The organism is Lentzea xinjiangensis (assembly GCF_900110955.1).
Lineage (GTDB): Bacteria > Actinomycetota > Actinomycetes > Mycobacteriales > Pseudonocardiaceae > Lentzea > Lentzea xinjiangensis.
This window is the reverse complement of the sequence record NZ_FOFR01000009.1, coordinates 266163-283483: the sequence shown is the minus strand read 5'-3', so window position 1 is coordinate 283483 and position 17321 is coordinate 266163. Positions and strand designations below refer to the sequence as shown.

Sequence of the window (17321 nt, the reverse complement as noted above, 5' to 3'; positions counted from 1 at the left end):
GCATGAGCGACTTCGACGAGCAGGGCCGCCCGGAACCGCCGCTGGACGGCGACGAGCTCGCCACCCTGACCGGCTTCCTGGAGTTCCACCGCGCCACCCTCGCGTGGAAGACCGCCGGCCTCACCGCCGAGCAGCTCGGCCGGACCACCGCGAAGTCGTCGATGACCCTCGGTGGCCTGGTCAAGCACCTCGCCTACGTCGAGCAGCAGTGGTTCCACGTCGTGCTGCACGACCGCGAGCCGCTGGAGCCGTGGGCGAGCGTCGACTGGAAGGCCGACCACGACTGGGACTGGCACTCCGCCGCCCACGACACGCCCGAGCAGCTCCTCACCCTCTGGCAGGGCGAGGTGGCCCGGGCCCGCGAAGCGGTCGAGGAGGCGCTGGGGAACGGCGACCTGGGGCAGCCGGCCAAGCGCGCGCCGTGGCGTGACGGCCGGAAGGTGAGCCTGCGCTGGATCCTGACCCACATGGTCGAGGAGTACTCCCGCCACAACGGCCACGCCGACCTGCTCCGCGAGGCCGTCGACGGCCGGATCGGCGAATAGGCCGATACCCGCCACGACGGGGATCGGCCGGAAGTACGGGAAATCTCCCCGGCGACAACCGAACGCGAAGCGATTGCGTCACCTGGTTAGCAAGAGAACACAATCGCTTCGCATTCGGGAGAACACTTGAAGAGGCTCCGCAAGTCCACGACCATCGGCTCGCTGGTCGCCGCCGCCGCCCTGGCTCTCGCCGGGACATCTGCGGCGCAAGCCGCCGGCACGCCGTCCGATGCGCCGTGGTGCACCGGTGACGACCTGGTGATCAGCGCCCACGACATGCGCCCGCACGGCACCGTGTTCAAGGGGCATGAGATCAGGTTCGCCGCCGCCGAGGGCGTCACCTGCACGATCGGCGGCAGCCTGAGCAACGTGCGGTTCCTCGACGCCGAGGGGCAGGACATGAACGTCTCCCTGACCGGTGGCCAGGGGGAGTACCGCGAAGCGACCGTCCACGGGTACTACCACGCCGTGGCCTACGCGGGCTCGCGGATCGACGGTCCGCGGGCGACCCCCGCGTTCATCCAGTTCGACCTGCCCGGCCAGGGCAGCCTCGGTGCCCGGATCACCACGGCGTGGCCGTCGTGGATCGGCTCACCCGTGAGCTTCGGCAACATCGGCTGGCCGGCCAGCTAGGCACTGATCCCCGCGACCACCGCTCCGGTGAGCCGCACCAGGTCGGCGGGCGCGATCTCGACCTCGAGACCGCGCCTGCCGGCGCTGCAGAAGATCGTCTCGAACTCCGGCGCCGACGCGTCGAGCACCACGGGCAGGCGCTTCTTCTGCCCGAGCGGGGAGATCCCGCCGGCGACGTAACCGGTCGCGCGCTCGGCGTCGGCGACCGCCGCCATCTTCGCCTTCTTGCCCTTCAGGGCGGCGGCGAGACCCTTCAGGTCGAGCTGCGCGGTCACCGGTACGACGCCGACCGCGAGCTTGCCGTCCACCTCGGCCACGAGCGTCTTGAACACGCGCTGCGGGACCAGGCCGAGCGCCTCGGCCGCCTCCAGTCCGTACGACTCGTGGCGGGGGTCGTGCTCGTACGAGTGCAAGGTGTGCGCCACCCGCTGCTTGTCCAGCAACGCTGTGGCGGGGGTCCCACGTCCGGCCATGCGGAATTACTACCAGCACTTCCGTTGTTGACGGGGACGTGGTCACCAACATGCTCGAGCGGCCCCGCGTAGAGTCAGCACCGACCCAGAACCTGTGGGAAGGGAGCGCGGTGCCCGCCACCGGCACGACTGAGACGACGGCGGAGCGTGCCGCGCGCTTCGAGCGCGACGCGATGCCCATGCTCGACCAGCTCTACTCGGCCGCCCTGCGCATGACGCGCAACCCGGCGGACGCCGAGGACCTGGTGCAGGAGACGTACCTCAAGGCCTACTCGGCGTTCGCGTCCTTTTCGGAGGGCACGAACCTCAAGGCCTGGTTGTACCGGATCCTGACGAACACCTACATCAACGGCTACCGCAAGAAGCAGCGCCAGCCGATCCAGCAGCCGACCGAGGAGATCACGGACTGGCAGCTTGCACAGGCGGAGAGCCACACCTCGTCCGGGCTGCGCAGCGCCGAGGTCGAGGCACTCGACAACCTGCCCGACAGCGACGTCAAGGAAGCATTGCAGCGGTTGCCGGAGGAGTTCCGGATCGCGGTCTACCTCGCCGATGTCGAAGGCTTCGCGTACAAGGAGATCGCAGACATCATGGGCACCCCGATCGGCACGGTGATGTCCCGGTTGCACCGGGGCCGTCGCCAGCTCCGCGACATGCTGGCGGACGTCGCCCGCGACCGTGGTTTCCTGCGAGGCAGCAACGGAGACGCGTCATGAACTGCGGCGAACCCCACGACACCGACTGCTCCGAGGTGCTCTCCGAGGTCTGGCTGTTCCTGGACCAGGAATGCGACCAGTCCCGCCGGGAGGCACTGCAGACGCACCTCGACGAGTGCCACCCGTGCCTGGAGCAGTTCGGGCTGGAGGAGCACCTCAAGGCGCTGCTCGCGCGCAAGTGCGGCGGTGACTACGCCCCCGCCGACCTGAAGGCGCGCATCCGGGCGACGATCGTCCAGATCCGCACCGAGGACTGACGCCCTCGCCCAGAACGACGAAAAGGCCTGGTCACCGTCATGGTGTCCAGGCCTTTTCGCAGCACTCAGGCGTTGGGGCGCTTGCCTCGGTTGGCGCCGCCCTTTTTGCGGTCGCGGCGCTTGCGAGCACGCTTCGACATCTGTGTCTCCTAGGATCAGAACTGCTTCACCCGTCAGTTTCTCATGGAGGAGTTCTGAGCACGCTCACGGATCTGCTGGCCGAGCACACGAAGCTCTCCGGCGCCGCCGTCGACCACCTCCAACTGGTCGTCGCCGAGTGGCAACTCCTCTCCGACCTGTCGTTCGCGGACTTCCTCATGTGGGTTCCGCTCGACGGTCCCGACTCGTCCGGCGAGAACTTCCTCTGCGTGGCCCAGGCCCGTCCCACGACGGCGCCCACGGCCCACCCGGAGGACGTGGTCGGCAGCGAGGTGACCTCGGACGAGCACCCGCAGCTGCGCAGGGCGATGGACGAGTCGCGCATCTGCCGCGAGGAGGACCCGCGCTGGCACCTGGGCGTGCCGGTGCGCCGCGAGACCATCCCGGTGCGGCTGGGCGCCCAGGTCATCGCCGTGCTGAGCCGCAGCACGAACCTGGCCGTGCCGAGGGTGCCGTCGCCGCTGGAGATCTCGTACCTGGGCAGCGCCGCCGACCTGTGCCAGATGATCGCCGACGGCACGTTCCCCGCGCCCGAGCCGTCCCCGGACGTGCACACCAGCCCGCGCGTCGGCGACGGCCTGATCAGGCTCGACCCGTCCGGCGCGGTGGTGTTCGCGAGCCCGAACGCGCTCTCGGCCTACCACCGCATGGGGCACGCGTCCGACCTCGTCGGCGTGCACCTCGCGCCGCTCACCCGCAGCCTGATCGGTGACCCGTTCGACGCCACCGAGGTCGCGCAGCGCATCCGGCAGGCGCTCGACGGGCAGCCGTCGATGCGCATGGAGGCCGAGTCGCGGCGCGGCGCCGCGGTGCTGTTCCGCTCCCTGCCGCTGCGGCCGCGCGGGCAGGCCGCGGGCGCGATCGTGCTCTGCCGCGACGTCACCGAGGTGCGCCGGCGGGACCGCGCGCTGATGTCCAAGGACGCCACGATCCGCGAGATCCACCACCGGGTGAAGAACAACCTGCAGACCGTCGCGGCGCTGCTGCGCCTGCAAAGCCGCAGGTTGAGCAACCCGGAGGCGAAGGAGGCGCTCGCCGAGTCGGTGCGCCGTGTGACGTCCATCGCACTGGTCCACGAGACGTTGTCGATGTCGGTGGACGAGCGGGTCGACCTCGACGACGTGGTCGACAAGGTGATCCCGATGATGAGCGACGTGGCGGTCACCGAGACCCAGGTGAGCGTGCGCCGCGAGGGCGGGTTCGGGATCGTGCCGGCCGAGATCGCCACCCCGCTGGTGATGGTGCTGACCGAGCTCGTGCAGAACGCCTTCGAGCACGCCTACGCCCCTGGCCAGCGGGGAGAGGTCGTCGTGCACTCCGAGCGGTCCGCGAAGTGGCTCGACGTGTCGATCACCGACGACGGCAAGGGGCTTCCGCCCGGTTTCTCCCTGGAGCGCACCGATCGTCTCGGTCTGCAGATCGTCCGGACCCTCGTCGACTCCGAATTGAGAGGCTCGTTGAGCTTGCGGCGGAGGCCCCGAGGCGGTACAGAGGCGGTCCTGCGCGTGCCGCTCAGAGGTCGGCGGTAAACTGGCGTTGTGCACACGTGATGGCCAACCTCAGCGGTCTCACGTGGTCATGCGGGAGGGTGTGCAAACAAGAAAAGAGCCCGACACCTGGCACGGTGTCGGGCTCTTTCTCTGTCCTACGTTTGTGCAGTACTGCGTTCGCGCAGCTCTAACGCACCTATCAGGCGTTGCTGCGAGCCCGCGTGCGGGCGTTGCGGCGCTTGAGAGCGCGGCGCTCGTCTTCGCTCATCCCGCCCCAGACGCCGGCGTCCTGGCCGCTCTCGAGCGCCCACGCGAGGCAGTCGGAGACGACGGGGCAACGGCGGCAGACGGTCTTCGCCTCGGCGATCTGAAGCAGCGCGGGACCACTGTTCCCCACGGGGAAGAACAGCTCGGGGTCCTCGTCGCGGCAGATCGCGCGGTGGCGCCAGTCCATTGGAACTACTCCTCAGCCTAGGCGCGCACAAAGGCACGCCGGTTGTCAGCGGTCGTTTTGGGGTGCTTGTGAATGCTTTCACGAACGGCTGGGATGTCAAGGGGTAAGCACTGACCCGGTGAGTGAACTCACCCAAAAGATCGACAGCGTTCACCTGGGCTTTCACGCTCTGCTGTCACTCGACTGCAGTACATCCCGGGTGGGTACCGAGACGGTCACGAACCGATCACGGACTGTCAAGGTGCTTATACGGCAACAGTCAGCGCGTCGGGGATCGCCCGGAACTCCACCGCCGTGGTCGTACCGAGGAAGTCTCCGTCGACCTGGAGGTTCGCCGGTTCCTCGCACTTCACCCTGACATAACCCACGTCATCACGACGAACGAGATTCCCGCCCTTCGGGTTCCCCGTCGCCAGCACCTGGGCGATGTACCGCCCGACCGTGGGTACCCGCAAAGTCCGCAACGCACTCAAACCGAGCCCGCCGTCGAACGACGTGCTGGGGTTGAGCTGAATCGCCTTGTCGCCGAAGTACGTCCACGGGTCGGTGTTCGACACGAACACCATGCCGACGTCGTCGAACTGCGCCTCGCCGGGAACTTCGACGGTGAAGTGCTGCGGCTTGCGCACGTTCTGCGCGTACGCCTTGAACGCGACGCTCAGGTAAAGGGCGGGGCTCGCGTTGTGCCCCTTGGCGCGCTTGTGCTCGACACCCGCGACGACGTCGGCGTCGAGGCCCACGCCCGCGTTGAAGGTGAACCAGCGGCCGTTCTCGGTGACGTCGGCGAAGACCTGGCCCAGGCCGATGCGGCGGCTGGTGCCGTGCTCGACCGCCTGGAGCAGGACGTGCGTCGCCTCGACGGGGTCGCGCGGGATGCCCAGGGCGCCCGCGAAGACGTTCGCCGAACCGCCGGGCACGACGCCGACCATCGGCTTGTCCGGGCGGGGGCCGCCGCGCAGGACGCCGTTGACCACCTCGTTGACCGTGCCGTCGCCGCCGTGGGCGATGACCAGGTCGAACCCCTCCTCGGCCGCCTTGCCGGCGGCGTCCGCGGCGTGGCCGCGGTACGAGGTCTGCACGACTTCGAGCTTCAGGTCGCTCGCCAGGGCGTGCGCCAACACGTCACGACCCGCCGGCGTCGTTGTAGTCGCCTGCGGGTTCACCACGAGAAGAGCGCGCACCACTTGAGGGTAAGACAGTGCGTGACCGCCAGCGGTGCGCATGTCCTTCCTCAGGGTGGTCCCGGCCTCACGAAAGTGGCGTAGATCTCCCTCCCGCTCGCGCAGCGCAGGCCCGCAGGCGAGTGCACCCCGGACGACCGCCGGCTCGCTGAAGGCCCCTTGATCTTCCCTCGTCGGACGTGCCAAGTGAGACCTCCAACCGGGTGGCCTACGATCCGTGACCAGTACAGAACGTGAGGAACGGTCCCCGTGATCAGTGACAACCCGGCGACCCCGGCCCCGCCCTCCGCGGTGCGCGCCGCCGCCGTGATGACCTTCGTGCAGGGTCTGGGCGGCATCGCGCTGGCCGTCGCGCTCGTCGTGCGCGTACTCCAGGGTGCCCCGTCACCCGGTCCGGTACTCGGGGCAGCCGGTGTGCTCGTGATCTGGTTCGGCGCGGTGGTCCTGGCGTCGATCATGATGTTCCGCGGTCACCAGGGCTCGCGCACGCCCGTGATCGTCACGCAGCTGTTGCTGCTGGGCTGCGCCTGGTACGCGTACGGCCCCTCTGAGCAGCAGTTGCTCGGCTCACTGGGCGGCATCTACTGCGTCGTGGTGCTGGTGCTGCTGTTCACCACCGACGGCCGCCGCTGGGCGATGGGCCACGACTCCGCCGAAGACGGGAAAGCCGACTAACGGAGGGTGGCCAGACTCACACGACCGAGTGAAGCTGTGCGTGGTTGCTTAACCACTCCCTGCACTCACGAGGTGACCAACCATGCGTTTGATGACCGCGATCGCGGGCGCCTTCCTGGCGGCGCTCTCCCTCGCTCCTGCCACCGCGACAGCGGCTCCGGAGGAGCCCGGCATGTCGCCGATGATCATCGGCGGCAGCTACGCCCAGAACTTCCCCTACGCCGCCCGCCTGTTCTTCAACGGCCGGGAGAACTGCTCGGCCACGAAGATCGCGCCTCAGTGGATCCTGACCGCTGAGCACTGCGTGTCCGGCAGCGGCACCTACACCTTCCGCGCGGGCAGCCTGGACCAGACCTCCGGTGGCCAGCTCGTCACGGCCACCCAGATCATCAAGCACCCGTCGGCGGACCTCGCGCTGGCGCGGGTCGGCACGACGCTGACCGCGCCGTTCTCCCCGCTCGGCACGACGTCGGACGTGGCCAACGGCAACACCGTGCAGCTCTACGGCTGGGGCGCGACCTGCACCAACCAGCCGGAGATCAACTGCCAGTCGCGCTACCTGAAGGTCGCGAACACCCGCGTCACGTCGGTCAACGGCCGTGACTACCGCGGCGGCACCGCGGTGGCCGTCACGCGCGTCGACGGCATCGCCGCCGGTGGCGACTCGGGCGGCCCGATGTTCTCCAACGGCCGTCAGGTCGGCGTCGCCTCGACGTCGGACCGTTCGACGCGGTCCAACTACACCCACGTCGGCGTCTACCGCTCCTGGATCCGCCAGTACGCGGGCGTCTGACCACCCCGCTCCACCAGCTTCAACCCTGCGATGGCCCCCGGCTCCGGCCGGGGGCCATCACCCTGCGTGTTCACGAATGGTGGATGGACACGAACGGAGTAGCCGGTTACCGTGCTGCCAGCGTTCGCGCCGCTCGGGAGCAGGGTGAGGTGCGCAGTGCAGGACGGCTCGACGCGGGTGACGGCACACGGCGGTTCCGAACGCCCGAACGTCGCTCGCCTCTTCGACTACTACCTCGGTGGAGCGCACAACTTCGCGGTTGACCGCGAGGTGGCCGAGGAGACCATCAAGAAGTTCCCCGTGGCCGAGATGGCCCGCACGATCAGGTCGTTCTCCCGCCGCGTGGTCCGGCTGTGCGTCGAGGAGCACGGCATCCGCCAGTTCCTCGACCTGGGCAGCGGCATCCCGACCGCGGGCAACGTCCACGAGGCGGCGCAGTCCATCGACCCGTCGTGCAGCGTCGTCTACGTCGACCACGACCCGGTCACCGTCGCCCACGCGCGCACGATGCTGCGGGACAACCTCAACGCCGCCATCGTGCACTCCGACATCGCCGACGTCGGCGCCGTGCTGCGGCACCCCGAGACGCGCCGGCTCATCGACTTCACCCGGCCGACCGCGGTGCTGATGGTCGGCATCCTCCCGTACGTCGTCGACGAGCCCGCCGGCGTCGTGGCGCGCTACCGCGCCGCGTTGTGCGAGGACAGCGTCCTGGCGCTCACCCACCTGACCAGGGACGTCGAGCCGCAGCTCGTGCAGCAGCTCGTCGAGCTCGCGGACGACATGGGGTCGGCGCTCGTGCCGCGGTCCAAGCAGGACGTGGAGGAGTTCCTCTGCGGCCTGCGGCTGCTGGAGCCGGGGCTGGTGCTCGCCGCCCACTGGCGCGCGGACGGTGAGCTGCCCGGGGCGTCCGCCGAGGCCGACTCCTCGACCTACGGCGCGGTCGGCCTCGTCTGACCGCTCCGGATGTCTGGTCGCTCCGGGTTTCTGGTCGCTTTGGCGTCTGACCACTTCGGTGTCTGGTCGCCTTGGTGTCCAACCACCCGCCGTCCGACCACCCCGGACAGCACGAAGGCCGGGCCGGAAGCCACAGGGGGTGGTTCCGGCCCGGCCTGGACGTGCGCGACCGGGGTCAGCCCCGGTAAGCGGCCTGCTGGCCCGCCAGCGCGGCCGGGCCGCGGTACTGCGCGCCGCCGAACGCGAGGATCGCGTAGCCGATCAGGCTGAACAGCCACAGGCCGACGACGCCGAACACCGCGTCCTTGGCGAAGGACTTCGCGATGTCGATCGACACGATGACCGACATGACGATGTTCACGATCGGGATCAGCATCAGGATCAGCCACCAGCCAGGACGGCCGGCGACCTTCAGCCACACGTAGATGTTGTAGAACGGGATGATCGCCGCCCAGCCCGGCTGACCGGCCTTGGTGAAGACCTTCCACATCACGACGACGGCGAACACGAGGAACGCCACGTAGAGGATCACGCCGAAGATGCCGATGCCGGTCGAGGCCGGGTCGACGGTGGTCGGGTCAGTGCCCACGATCTTTCCTTCTTTCCACGCTTGCTGGGTGCCGGGGGATCGGCGAGCGGGGACGCTGCCAGCACGGCGGACCCGTCCCGTGTGGAATAGCGGATTCGTGAGCCTTTCGAGACCTTCCGTCAACCTTCAGCGGCCGGCGGCCAGCTCCCGCAGCGCCTCGCCGGACACCCGCATCACCGTCCACTCGTCCATCGGGACGGCGCCGAGCTTGGTGTAGAAGCCGATGCTCGGCTCGTTCCAGTTGAGAACCCACCACTGGAAGCGCGTGTAGCCCTTGGCCACGCACTCCTGGGCAAGTGCCTCCAGCAGCTTCCTGCCGATGCCGTTGCCGCGCTGGTCCGGCGTGACGTAGAGGTCTTCGAGGTAGATGCCGTGCACGCCGTCCCACGTCGAGAAGTTGAGGAACCACAAGGCGATGCCGACGACCTGACCGTCCACTTCGGCCACGTGCCCGAACAGCGCCGGGCTGTCACCGAACAGCGCGGTGTGCAACTGCTCCGCGGTGAGGTGGCACTGCTCCGGCGCTCGTTCGTAGAGCGCCAGCTCGTGCACGAGCTGCACGACCGCGTCGACGTCACGCGGTTCCACCCGGCGGATCATCACGCCTCCCAGGCAGGCACGTTCAGCCTGCGCACCTGCGGGTCGCCCCGCTCGTCGCCGAGCTGGCAGGTGCCCGCCGGGTCCAGTCCGAAGTGGACGCCCTGGTCGGGGGCGAGGCCCAGCCACGCCGCGATCAGCACGCGGCTGAAGTGCCCGTGCCCGACCAGCACCACGTCGCCGCCGGGCAGGATCTTGCGCACCTCGGCGAGCACCTTGCGGGCCCGGTCCTGCACCTCCGCGTGCGTCTCCCCGTTCGGCATCGGGTGCGACCACACCGTCCACCCCGGCACGCGCTCGCGGATCTGCGGCGTGGTGATGCCCTCGTAGTCGCCGTAGTCCCACTCGGCGAGGTCCTCGGTCGTCGCCGAGATCTCCAGCCCGGCCAGCTCGGCCGTCCTGGTCGCTCTGCGCCGCGGACTCGTCAGGACGAGCGCCGGGGCCTGGTCCGTGCCCCTCAGCCGGGCGAGCGTGGCGCCCGCCCGGCGTGCCTGCTGCTCGCCCTCGGGCGTCAGCTCGATGTCAGTGCGTCCCGTGTGCCTGCCGCTCTCGGACCACTCGGTCTGGCCGTGGCGCAGCAGGTAGAGGTGGGTGCTCACCCGTTCGATCCTAAGGAGTGACCGCCGCCACGTTTGGAGGTGTCCGTCCCGGAGGTATCCGCAGGGCCATGACCACCGAGCACCCCGACCACGGCTCCCCGGACGAGGTTGACGCCCGAGAGATCCGCGAGGCCTTCGGTGTCCGCGTCGCGCGCATCCGCACGGAGCTGACCTCGACGTGGAACAAGCTGAGCCAGAACGAGTGGGACACCGACTTCAGAGGCCGGTGACGGCCCCGCGCCCGCGCTCGGGCAAATTGATTTCGCAGGACGTCGCGCTGTGCTCCCGATCAATTTCCCGCGTCATGGGACAGGCTTCGTGAGCTGCGTCAACCCGTCATCCGTCTGACAGCCAGGCCGAATGGACTAGTACTGCGGTCTAGTCCTGGTTTTGTTTGGCGGATTGCGCCCGGAATCGGTGCGTGAACTGTGTGGTGCCGCTAGAACGGAATGGATCGTCCTTTCCGAGGGGGACCCGCACATGCGTCGCACAGTCGCGCTGTTGATACCCGTTCTGCTGACCGCGGTCATACCGGCGCTGCCCGCGTCGGCCGCACCGCCACCACCGTCGAGCCCCGGCTGGACCGTCGCCGGGGACGTGATCCGCTGGACCGCTCCCGCGCCGATCCCGTTGTCGGACGCCGGCGTCGAGTTCTGGGAGGGCGACACCTTCCTGGGCCTCGCCCGGGAGTCGGCGAACCTCCGCACGTTCACGCTGAGGGCGCCGCTCAAGAACCCCGCCGCGCTCCAGGTGCGGTCGGCGGGCAAGCGGGTGGACGTCGTCGAGACGTCGCCGGCCCCGCTGGCCGTGCCCGCGCCGCCGGCGCCGCAGCCGGAGGCCGAGGTGGACCCCGGCACGCCGGGCCCGTACACCACCACCCGCGGCGAGTACCGGCTCGACCCGGTCACGCTGCCCGAGTACGCGGTCCCCGTCGAGATGGAGGCCGTCGTCGTCGCACCCCGGGGGGCGCCGGGCAAGCGGCCGCTCGCGCTGTTCCTGCACGGCAGGCACTTCACCTGCTACAGCAAGACGAACCCCAACCAGGTCACCATCGACTGGCCGTGCCGCGACGGCCTGACCGCCGTGCCGAGCCACCGCGGCTACCTGAAGGCGCAGGAGCTGCTCGCCTCGCAGGGCTACGTGACGGTGTCGATCTCCGCCAACGGCATCAACGCCCAGGACGCGCGGACCGTCGACGCGGGCGCGCAGGGGCGCTCGTCGCTGGTGCGCCACCACCTCGCGAAGTGGGCGGACTGGTCAGCGGGCGGCGAAGGGGCGCCCGAGGTCGTCGAAGCCGCGCCCGCCGACATGTCCGAGGTGCTGCTGGTCGGCCACTCGCGCGGCGGCGAGGGCGTCAACCGCGCCGCGATCGACAGCACCACCCCACCGGCCGGCGACACCGGCTTCACCGGCCCGGTGCGCTGGAACATCCGCGGTGACGTGCTGATCGGCCCCACGATCTTCGGCCACAACCCGGCCCCGGACGTGCCGTCGGTGACGTTCCTGCCGGGGTGCGACGGCGACGTGGCCGACCTGCAGGGCCAGATGTTCCTCGACCAGACGCGCGGCCTGAGCCGCGGCGAGGCGCTGCACAGCGCGCTGTACATGATCGGCGCGAACCACAACTACTTCAACAGCGAGTGGACGCCCGGCCAGGCGGAGGCGCCGGCGTTCGACGACTTCTCGCCCGGACAGCCGCCGGACCCGGTCTGCACGCCCGGCACCCCGACCCGGCTGACCGCGGACCAGCAACAGGCCGCCGGCGCCACCTACATCGCGGCGTCCGCGCGCCTGTTCCTCGCCCGCGACTCCTCGGTGCTGCCGCTGCTCGACGGCTCGGGCGTCCGCGCCCCGTCGGCCGATCCGGCCCGCGTCCTGTCGCACGCGGTCGGCGGCGCGCGCAAACCGTTCGTCGTGCCGAACCCCTCCACCGGCGCGTCCGGCAGCGCACGGGTGTGCCAGCAGGTCCCGACCGACCCCTCGGGCGTCTGCGGCACTCACCGCTCGCCGCACTTCGTCAGCTTCCGCTACGCCTCGTCGCAGCCCGAACGCGTGGCGGTCGCCCTGAAGTGGTCGGAGGCGGGCCAAGCGGCCGTGGTCACCCCCGCCGAACCGGTGTCGCTGCACGGTTCCCGCGAACTGGCGCTGCGCCTGGCGGTTCCGCCGAACGCTCCCGCGACGAGGTTCGGCGTCTCGGTCACCGACGACAGCGGGCAGAAGCACCCGCTCGGCTCGGTGTCCGTCACCGGCCTGCCCGGCACCGCGCGGCTGAGCGCCTCGTGGGCGCAGGAGGTCCGGGTCCCGCTGTCCGAGGGCCTCGGCCGGGTCGCCTCGCTGGAGCTGGTTCCCGAGTCGGCGTCCGGCGAGGCGTGGCTGATCGACGCGCACGGCTGGAGGGAGGGCCTCGTCCCCGTCCTGCCGACCCGGCTGCCTCGCGTCGACGCCACCGTGACGGCGGTCGACGAGGGCGACTCGGGCACCCACACCCACAACATCGCGGTCACCGCCGGCGGCAACGGCACGCGCGTCATCCGCCTCTTCTACCGCACCCCGGACAACCAGCCCGTCACGAAGCTCGTGACGCTGAACCCCGGCGAGAACCGCACCGAGGTGCCGGTGACCTTCACCTCCAACACGAAGTGGAACGGCGACGTCACCCTTCCCGTCGCGGTGCAGGCGATCTCCAACGCCTTCGTCGGCGCCGCGGTCGGCGGGCTGCTGGTGCGCGACGACGAGCCGGCACCGAAGCTGACCGTGACCCCGGCCGCCGGGAGCGTCGCGGAGGGCGGCACGCTGAAGTGGACCTTCACGTTGTCCGAGGCGGTCGACTCCGCGTACGTGCTCGTCGGGCTGCCGGTGCCGCCCACCGGCGCCACCGAGCTGTCCACGACGGACGTCGACCCGGCCTGGCTGCTGGAGAACTCCGGCGAGGAGGCGCTGCCGTCCCGGCCGCTGTCCTCCACACAGTACGGCGTCTACGCGGTCTTCCCGCCGGGGCAGACCTCGTTCGAGCTCTCGGTGCCCACGATCGCCGACACCGAGGCCGAGGGGCTCGAGCAGCTCCGGATGCGGTTCCAGGGGATCGCGCCGACCGGCGTCGAGTTCGAGGTGGTCGGTGAGGTGACGGACGCCGCTTAGGCCGCGGTCCGGGGCTCACGAAAAAGGCGCCGCTTCCCCGGCAGGGGAGCGGCGCCTTTCGGCGAGCGGCCCCTGCCGGGGGCGCTGGTACTTCGTTTCCGCATCCATCGCGGAGCCTGATCCACTGAAGGTGTTATTCGGGTTTCCAAGCGGGCCCGGCGGCCCTCCTCGGCGCCGACGAGGTAACCGGGACTGTCTGCAACGGACGAGGCCACGACCGGCATCCCCGTGGGATGCCATGATCGACCACGTCAGCGGCACGGTGTCAAAGCGGAAACACCTTCTCGCCCCTGTGCAAGATCGAATTCTCGTCGGGACGATGCCTGCGGGCTCGGTGCGCCCAGCCCAGATACCAGATAGCTGGTTGAGCTGCTGAACCTATGATCAAAAATTCACTGGGCCGGAATAGCTGCTAAGAGGTGGTGTCGTCGTCAAATCGCCAGGTGGGGTGATAAGGTAAGCGCGTCAGCAGGAACGTCTGGCATGTCTGCCATGCGCTCATGCCGTTCTGCTAGGGTGAGGTGAGCGTGTGACCGCCGCTGCCGCTTTCGCGCATCCGATCGGTCCGCACACCGTTGATGACTGGCGGACCGCCGAGCATCCCACCGATGGATCTCGACTTGAGCTGATCTGGGGTTACTACCACGTGTCTCCGGCGCCGGGTGGTCCTCATCAGCACGCATCAGGCGCTCTGTACTTCGCCCTGCGGCAAGCGCTAAGGGGTAACGACAGGTTCCATGCGGTACCCGCAGTAGCAGTGGAGATCTCCACTGCTATCCGCACTGGGTTGATCCCGGATGTTGCGGTACTCAACACACCGCCCGTAGCTACGAGCTTTCCTGCATCAGCGCTGGTGCTGGCGGTCGAGGTTTGGTCACCGGGCAACAGTGCTCACGAGCGGGAGACGAAGGTCGCCGGATACGCCAACGCCGGCGTGCCCTATCTCTGGACGGTTGAACTCCATTCGGTCGGCCGTGCGCCGTCGGTACGAACCTATGAGCTAGTGGGCGGGATCTACCGGGACCGGACGCCAGTGATCCCGCGCGATGGTGACATGCACGTTGTGCTACCTGGTCCCGTTGGTGTCTCTGTCGACTTGGCTGACTTGGTGCCGTAACCGGCTCGGGCAGAGCGCTGAAGTAGCTGGCCTGATCGAGTTGGGCACGGCGCTCGGTTACCGGCTCACGGACAGCTCGACGTCTTGACGGCGTCGACCAACCCGGAGGGTTGCCAGCGAGCCGTATTGGCTGGTCTGAACTGGTGATAGGACGAACCTGGGCCGTCCGGAGCCGTCGAGCAACCCCTCAAGAACCAGAACGACGCTGGCCTGCGAAAGAAGTTTTCGCAGGCCAGTGTCGTCTTCAGGGCGTTGAGCTCAGCCCTGCTTGGTCTCCCAGAAGATCTTGTCGATCTGCGCGATCAGGTCGAGGAGGTTCTGGCCGGCGGCCGGGTCCATCGACCCCTTGGTGCCCGCCGCGCCCGCGGCCTTGGTGGCGCGGTTGAAGAGGTCGTGCAGCTCGGGGTACTTCTCGAAGTGCGGCGGCTTGAAGTAGTCCGTCCACAGCACCCACAGGTGGTGCTTGACGAGCTCGCTGCGCTGCTCCTTGATCAGGACAGCGCGCTCCCGGAACTCCGGGTCCTCGTTGGCCTGGTACTTCTCCTGGATCGCCTTGATCGACTCGGCCTCGATGCGGGCCTGAGCCGGGTCGTAGACGCCGCAGGGCAGGTCGCAGTGCGCGGTTGCCTCGACGCGCGGGCGGAGAATGCGCGACACGAGTCGCATCGTTCCTCCCAGAATGAAAACAGTGGATGCTCCGACAAGAAGGACCCTACTCCGGCCGCGCGGAAGGTGATCGTTGAGACCACGTCTCTCCACGGTGCTCGTCAGGGGGCCCTCGATGGCGCCTGCCCTGCGCGACGAGGACATCGTGCTGGTCAGGTGGGGTGCGCAGCCCCGGCCCAACGACGTCGTCCTGGTCAGGTGGGCGGGCAGACCGGATCAGCTGTCCGTCAAACGTGCCTCTCATCAAGTGGACGGCGGCTGGCACGTGGTGGGGGACAACCCCTACGCGAGCACGGACTCCGGGCAGCTCGGGCCCGCCGAGGTGCTCGGAGTCGTCAGGGCGCGGCTGTGGCCGCGGCCCCGGATCAGGCTGTGAGGGGCGTCGCGGCACACCCTCACACGCCCACGCCGTGGCCGAGAGGCGTACTCGGCCCGCAAGGGCAGGAAATCCGTCCCCTGGCGGACGGAACCGGGGCTCAGGGGATGAAGTCCGGGGAACGAACTGGAACGCGCCGTCAATTTTGAGCGAACTCGCCCGTGCGTCGTCACTCTGAGGCGTCAAAGTTTCTTGACCGATCGGGTGCTTCCTGCCTGCGGAAACTGACCGGTCGGTTCAGAAAACCGGACGGACGTCTTGCTACATGCCCTCTGACCTGCGGAAAAAGTGTGATCCCCGCCGCAGACAGCGGAGCGCGACCCTGCCACACTTCGCTCCACCCGCATCACTCGGGCAGTCCTCCGGCACAACTCGTCGGAGGTCGTCGACCGAGTCTCCAGGCCCCGTGCACCCGGCGTGACAACGCTGGGCCGGTGCGCCGTTTGGTGATGAGCCCACTTCGGGCCACTACGCCGCCCGCACCGCAGGAGGGACGCCGTGACAGCAGTGAACGAAGCCCGTACCGAGAACTCCGATCCGACGAAGCTGACGGACGAGGAGATCTTCAACGCGCACCTGGGCGGGAAGCTCGAGGTCGGTGCGACCGCCTCGCTCGCTGACCCGAAAGCGCTGTCCATCGCCTACACACCCGGTGTCGCGCGGGTGAGCCAGGCCATCGCGCAGGACGCCTCGCTCGCCGCCAAGTACACGTGGGCCCACCGCCTGGTCGCCGTCGTGAGCGACGGCACCGCGGTGCTCGGTCTCGGCGACATCGGCCCGAGCGCGTCGCTGCCCGTCATGGAGGGCAAGTCCGCGCTGTTCAAGACGTTCGGCGGCCTCGACTCCATCCCGCTCGTGCTGAACACGACGGACGTGGACGAGATCGTCGAGACGCTGGTCCGGCTGCGCCCGTCGTTCGGCGCGGTCAACCTGGAGGACGTCTCCGCGCCGCGCTGCTTCGAGCTGGAGCGGAAGCTCATCGAGGCGCTCGACTGCCCCGTCATGCACGACGACCAGCACGGCACCGCCGTCGTGTCGCTCGCCGCGCTCAACGGCGCCAACGAGGTCCTCGGCAAGAGCATCGGCGACCAGCGGGTGGTCATCTCCGGTGCGGGCGCCGCGGGCATCGCGATCGCCAAGATCCTCATCGCCGCCGGCGCCGGCGAGGTCACGCTGCTCGACTCGCGCGGCATCGTGCGCACCGGCAGGGCCGGGCTCAACCCGGTCAAGGAGGAGATCGCGGCGATCACGAACCACAGCGGGCTGGAAGGCGGCATCGACGTCGCCCTGCGCGGCGCGGACGTCTTCATCGGCGTGTCGTCGTCGAAGGTCCCGGAGGACCTGATCGCGAACATGGCGCCCGGCTCGATCGTCTTCGCGCTCTCGAACCCCGACCCCGAGGTGCACCCGGAGGTCGCCGGCCGGCACGCCGCGATCGTCGCGACCGGCCGCAGCGACTTCCCGAACCAGATCAACAACGTGCTCGCGTTCCCCGGCATTTTCCGCGGGGCTCTCGACGCGGGCGCGCGACGGATCACCGAAGGCATGAAACTCGCGGCCGCGGATGCCATTCTGGCCGTCGCGAAAGATGATTTGGGCCCAGACCGAATTGTTCCGTCCGCCCTGGACCCGCGCGTCGGGCCCGAGGTTGCCGCAGCTGTGGCGGTTGCGGCGAAGGCCGACGGCGTCGCCTGACCCGCATCCGCATTTGCCACCCTTTTGCAAGTTGCCGGGAACCGGAACCACGAACGTGGCTTTTCGTTAACCCGTGCAGGGGTGGGCGATGACGCTCCGAAGCGCTACCGTCCCTCTCCTCGGGAGAACACCCGGGGAGAGGGTTCGTGTTTGCCGCCGTTCGGGTGCCGTTGTCGTGCCCACCCGAATTGCCGCGGGCGGCTGATGCGGG

General features: G+C 69.2%; 21 protein-coding genes. 13 read left to right on the top strand and 8 right to left on the bottom strand.

The window, feature by feature from the left end:
- Positions 1-2: 2 nt before the first annotated feature.
- Both BMW88_RS21175 and BMW88_RS21170 read left to right on the top strand, forming a co-directional pair.
- On the top strand, positions 3-545 hold the full coding sequence (locus BMW88_RS21175) for a DinB family protein (RefSeq protein ID WP_089953255.1): 543 nt from the start codon (positions 3-5) through the stop codon (positions 543-545).
- 126 nt (positions 546-671) lie between these two features.
- The gene (locus tag BMW88_RS21170) at positions 672-1178 is read left to right on the top strand and encodes a hypothetical protein (RefSeq protein ID WP_089953149.1); all 507 of its coding nucleotides are present in this window, start codon (positions 672-674) and stop codon (positions 1176-1178) included.
- Here the strand turns inward: BMW88_RS21170 and ybaK are convergent.
- Positions 1175-1651 carry a Cys-tRNA(Pro) deacylase gene (gene ybaK, locus BMW88_RS21165; protein ID WP_089953147.1) on the bottom strand — a complete coding sequence of 159 codons (477 nt, stop codon included), beginning with the start codon at positions 1649-1651 and terminating at the stop codon, positions 1175-1177. The two genes, BMW88_RS21170 and ybaK, sit on opposite strands and share 4 nt — an antisense overlap.
- 50 nt (positions 1652-1701) lie before the next feature.
- Here ybaK and BMW88_RS21160 point away from each other — a divergent pair, with 50 nt between their 5' ends.
- Both BMW88_RS21160 and rsrA read left to right on the top strand, forming a co-directional pair.
- Entirely contained in the window at positions 1702-2367 is a 666-nt protein-coding gene (locus tag BMW88_RS21160) for a sigma-70 family RNA polymerase sigma factor (protein WP_245777943.1), read from the top strand.
- Positions 2364-2624: a mycothiol system anti-sigma-R factor gene (gene rsrA / locus BMW88_RS21155; protein WP_089953145.1), complete on the top strand. Its 261-nt coding sequence runs from the start codon at positions 2364-2366 to the stop codon at positions 2622-2624. The genes BMW88_RS21160 and rsrA overlap by 4 nt, the downstream gene beginning before the upstream one ends.
- 65 nt (positions 2625-2689) lie before the next feature.
- Here the strand turns inward: rsrA and BMW88_RS44465 are convergent, their stop codons facing one another.
- Positions 2690-2764, bottom strand: coding sequence for a 50S ribosomal protein bL37 (locus tag BMW88_RS44465; protein WP_369809028.1), 75 nt, complete (start codon positions 2762-2764; stop codon positions 2690-2692).
- Positions 2765-2818: 54 nt separating this feature from the next.
- Here BMW88_RS44465 and BMW88_RS21150 point away from each other — a divergent pair, with 54 nt between their 5' ends.
- Positions 2819-4312: a PAS domain-containing sensor histidine kinase gene (locus tag BMW88_RS21150; protein ID WP_089953143.1), complete on the top strand. Its 1494-nt coding sequence runs from the start codon at positions 2819-2821 to the stop codon at positions 4310-4312.
- Positions 4313-4472: 160 nt separating this feature from the next.
- Here the strand turns inward: BMW88_RS21150 and BMW88_RS21145 are convergent, their stop codons facing one another.
- On the bottom strand, positions 4473-4727 hold the full coding sequence (locus BMW88_RS21145) for a WhiB family transcriptional regulator (protein ID WP_015104912.1): 255 nt from the start codon (positions 4725-4727) through the stop codon (positions 4473-4475).
- 245 nt (positions 4728-4972) lie between these two features.
- The gene (locus tag BMW88_RS21140; RefSeq protein WP_089953251.1) at positions 4973-5908 is read right to left on the bottom strand and encodes a diacylglycerol/lipid kinase family protein; all 936 of its coding nucleotides are present in this window, start codon (positions 5906-5908) and stop codon (positions 4973-4975) included.
- Between the two features lie 249 nt (positions 5909-6157).
- Here BMW88_RS21140 and BMW88_RS21135 point away from each other — a divergent pair, with 249 nt between their 5' ends.
- The 3 genes from BMW88_RS21135 to BMW88_RS21125 all read left to right on the top strand — a co-directional run bounded on the left by BMW88_RS21135 (position 6158) and on the right by BMW88_RS21125 (position 8333).
- The gene (locus BMW88_RS21135) at positions 6158-6583 is read left to right on the top strand and encodes a hypothetical protein (RefSeq protein ID WP_089953142.1); all 426 of its coding nucleotides are present in this window, start codon (positions 6158-6160) and stop codon (positions 6581-6583) included.
- A gap of 82 nt (positions 6584-6665) precedes the next feature.
- On the top strand, positions 6666-7376 hold the full coding sequence (locus BMW88_RS21130) for a S1 family peptidase (RefSeq protein ID WP_089953140.1): 711 nt from the start codon (positions 6666-6668) through the stop codon (positions 7374-7376).
- 144 nt (positions 7377-7520) lie between these two features.
- Complete coding sequence (locus tag BMW88_RS21125) at positions 7521-8333, top strand: SAM-dependent methyltransferase (RefSeq protein WP_089953250.1); 813 nt, start codon at positions 7521-7523, stop codon at positions 8331-8333.
- Positions 8334-8508: 175 nt separating this feature from the next.
- Here the strand turns inward: BMW88_RS21125 and BMW88_RS21120 are convergent, their stop codons facing one another.
- The 3 genes from BMW88_RS21120 to BMW88_RS21110 form a co-directional block, all read right to left on the bottom strand.
- Positions 8509-8922 carry a DUF5684 domain-containing protein gene (locus BMW88_RS21120; RefSeq protein WP_089953138.1) on the bottom strand — a complete coding sequence of 138 codons (414 nt, stop codon included), beginning with the start codon at positions 8920-8922 and terminating at the stop codon, positions 8509-8511.
- Between the two features lie 126 nt (positions 8923-9048).
- Positions 9049-9522: a GNAT family N-acetyltransferase gene (locus tag BMW88_RS21115; RefSeq protein ID WP_089953136.1), complete on the bottom strand. Its 474-nt coding sequence runs from the start codon at positions 9520-9522 to the stop codon at positions 9049-9051.
- The gene (locus tag BMW88_RS21110; RefSeq protein ID WP_089953134.1) at positions 9522-10118 is read right to left on the bottom strand and encodes a histidine phosphatase family protein; all 597 of its coding nucleotides are present in this window, start codon (positions 10116-10118) and stop codon (positions 9522-9524) included. The genes BMW88_RS21115 and BMW88_RS21110 overlap by 1 nt, the downstream gene beginning before the upstream one ends.
- Positions 10119-10186: 68 nt before the next feature.
- Between BMW88_RS21110 and BMW88_RS41980 the strand changes: the two genes are divergently transcribed.
- The 3 genes from BMW88_RS41980 (at position 10187) to BMW88_RS21100 (ending at position 14373) form a co-directional block, all read left to right on the top strand.
- Entirely contained in the window at positions 10187-10348 is a 162-nt protein-coding gene (locus tag BMW88_RS41980) for a hypothetical protein (RefSeq protein ID WP_177221217.1), read from the top strand.
- A 250-nt stretch (positions 10349-10598) separates the two neighbouring features.
- Positions 10599-13256, top strand: a complete 2658-nt coding sequence (locus BMW88_RS21105) for a hypothetical protein (protein ID WP_089953132.1) — start codon at positions 10599-10601, stop codon at positions 13254-13256.
- A 529-nt stretch (positions 13257-13785) separates the two neighbouring features.
- Positions 13786-14373 carry a Uma2 family endonuclease gene (locus BMW88_RS21100; RefSeq protein ID WP_089953130.1) on the top strand — a complete coding sequence of 196 codons (588 nt, stop codon included), beginning with the start codon at positions 13786-13788 and terminating at the stop codon, positions 14371-14373.
- A 258-nt stretch (positions 14374-14631) separates the two neighbouring features.
- Here the strand turns inward: BMW88_RS21100 and sodN are convergent, their stop codons facing one another.
- The gene (gene sodN, locus BMW88_RS21095; RefSeq protein ID WP_089953129.1) at positions 14632-15039 is read right to left on the bottom strand and encodes a superoxide dismutase, Ni; all 408 of its coding nucleotides are present in this window, start codon (positions 15037-15039) and stop codon (positions 14632-14634) included.
- 73 nt (positions 15040-15112) lie between these two features.
- Between sodN and BMW88_RS21090 the strand changes: the two genes are divergently transcribed.
- Entirely contained in the window at positions 15113-15415 is a 303-nt protein-coding gene (locus BMW88_RS21090) for a S24 family peptidase (RefSeq protein ID WP_281249424.1), read from the top strand.
- Between the two features lie 498 nt (positions 15416-15913).
- Entirely contained in the window at positions 15914-17110 is a 1197-nt protein-coding gene (locus tag BMW88_RS21085; RefSeq protein ID WP_425434670.1) for an NAD(P)-dependent malic enzyme, read from the top strand.
- The last annotated feature ends 211 nt before the right edge of the window (positions 17111-17321 follow it).

Coding starts and splice junctions, on each gene's coding strand:
- BMW88_RS21105 (WP_089953132.1), top strand. CDS start 10,599: ATGCGTCGCACAGTCGCGCTGTTGATACCCGTTCTGCTGACCGCGGTC.
- BMW88_RS21145 (WP_015104912.1), bottom strand. CDS start 4,727: ATGGACTGGCGCCACCGCGCGATCTGCCGCGACGAGGACCCCGAGCTG.
- BMW88_RS21175 (WP_089953255.1), top strand. CDS start 3: ATGAGCGACTTCGACGAGCAGGGCCGCCCGGAACCGCCGCTGGACGGC.
- BMW88_RS21130 (WP_089953140.1), top strand. CDS start 6,666: ATGCGTTTGATGACCGCGATCGCGGGCGCCTTCCTGGCGGCGCTCTCC.
- BMW88_RS41980 (WP_177221217.1), top strand. CDS start 10,187: ATGACCACCGAGCACCCCGACCACGGCTCCCCGGACGAGGTTGACGCC.
- BMW88_RS21160 (WP_245777943.1), top strand. CDS start 1,702: ATGCTCGAGCGGCCCCGCGTAGAGTCAGCACCGACCCAGAACCTGTGG.
- sodN (WP_089953129.1), bottom strand. CDS start 15,039: ATGCGACTCGTGTCGCGCATTCTCCGCCCGCGCGTCGAGGCAACCGCG.
- BMW88_RS21115 (WP_089953136.1), bottom strand. CDS start 9,522: ATGATCCGCCGGGTGGAACCGCGTGACGTCGACGCGGTCGTGCAGCTC.
- rsrA (WP_089953145.1), top strand. CDS start 2,364: ATGAACTGCGGCGAACCCCACGACACCGACTGCTCCGAGGTGCTCTCC.
- ybaK (WP_089953147.1), bottom strand. CDS start 1,651: ATGGCCGGACGTGGGACCCCCGCCACAGCGTTGCTGGACAAGCAGCGG.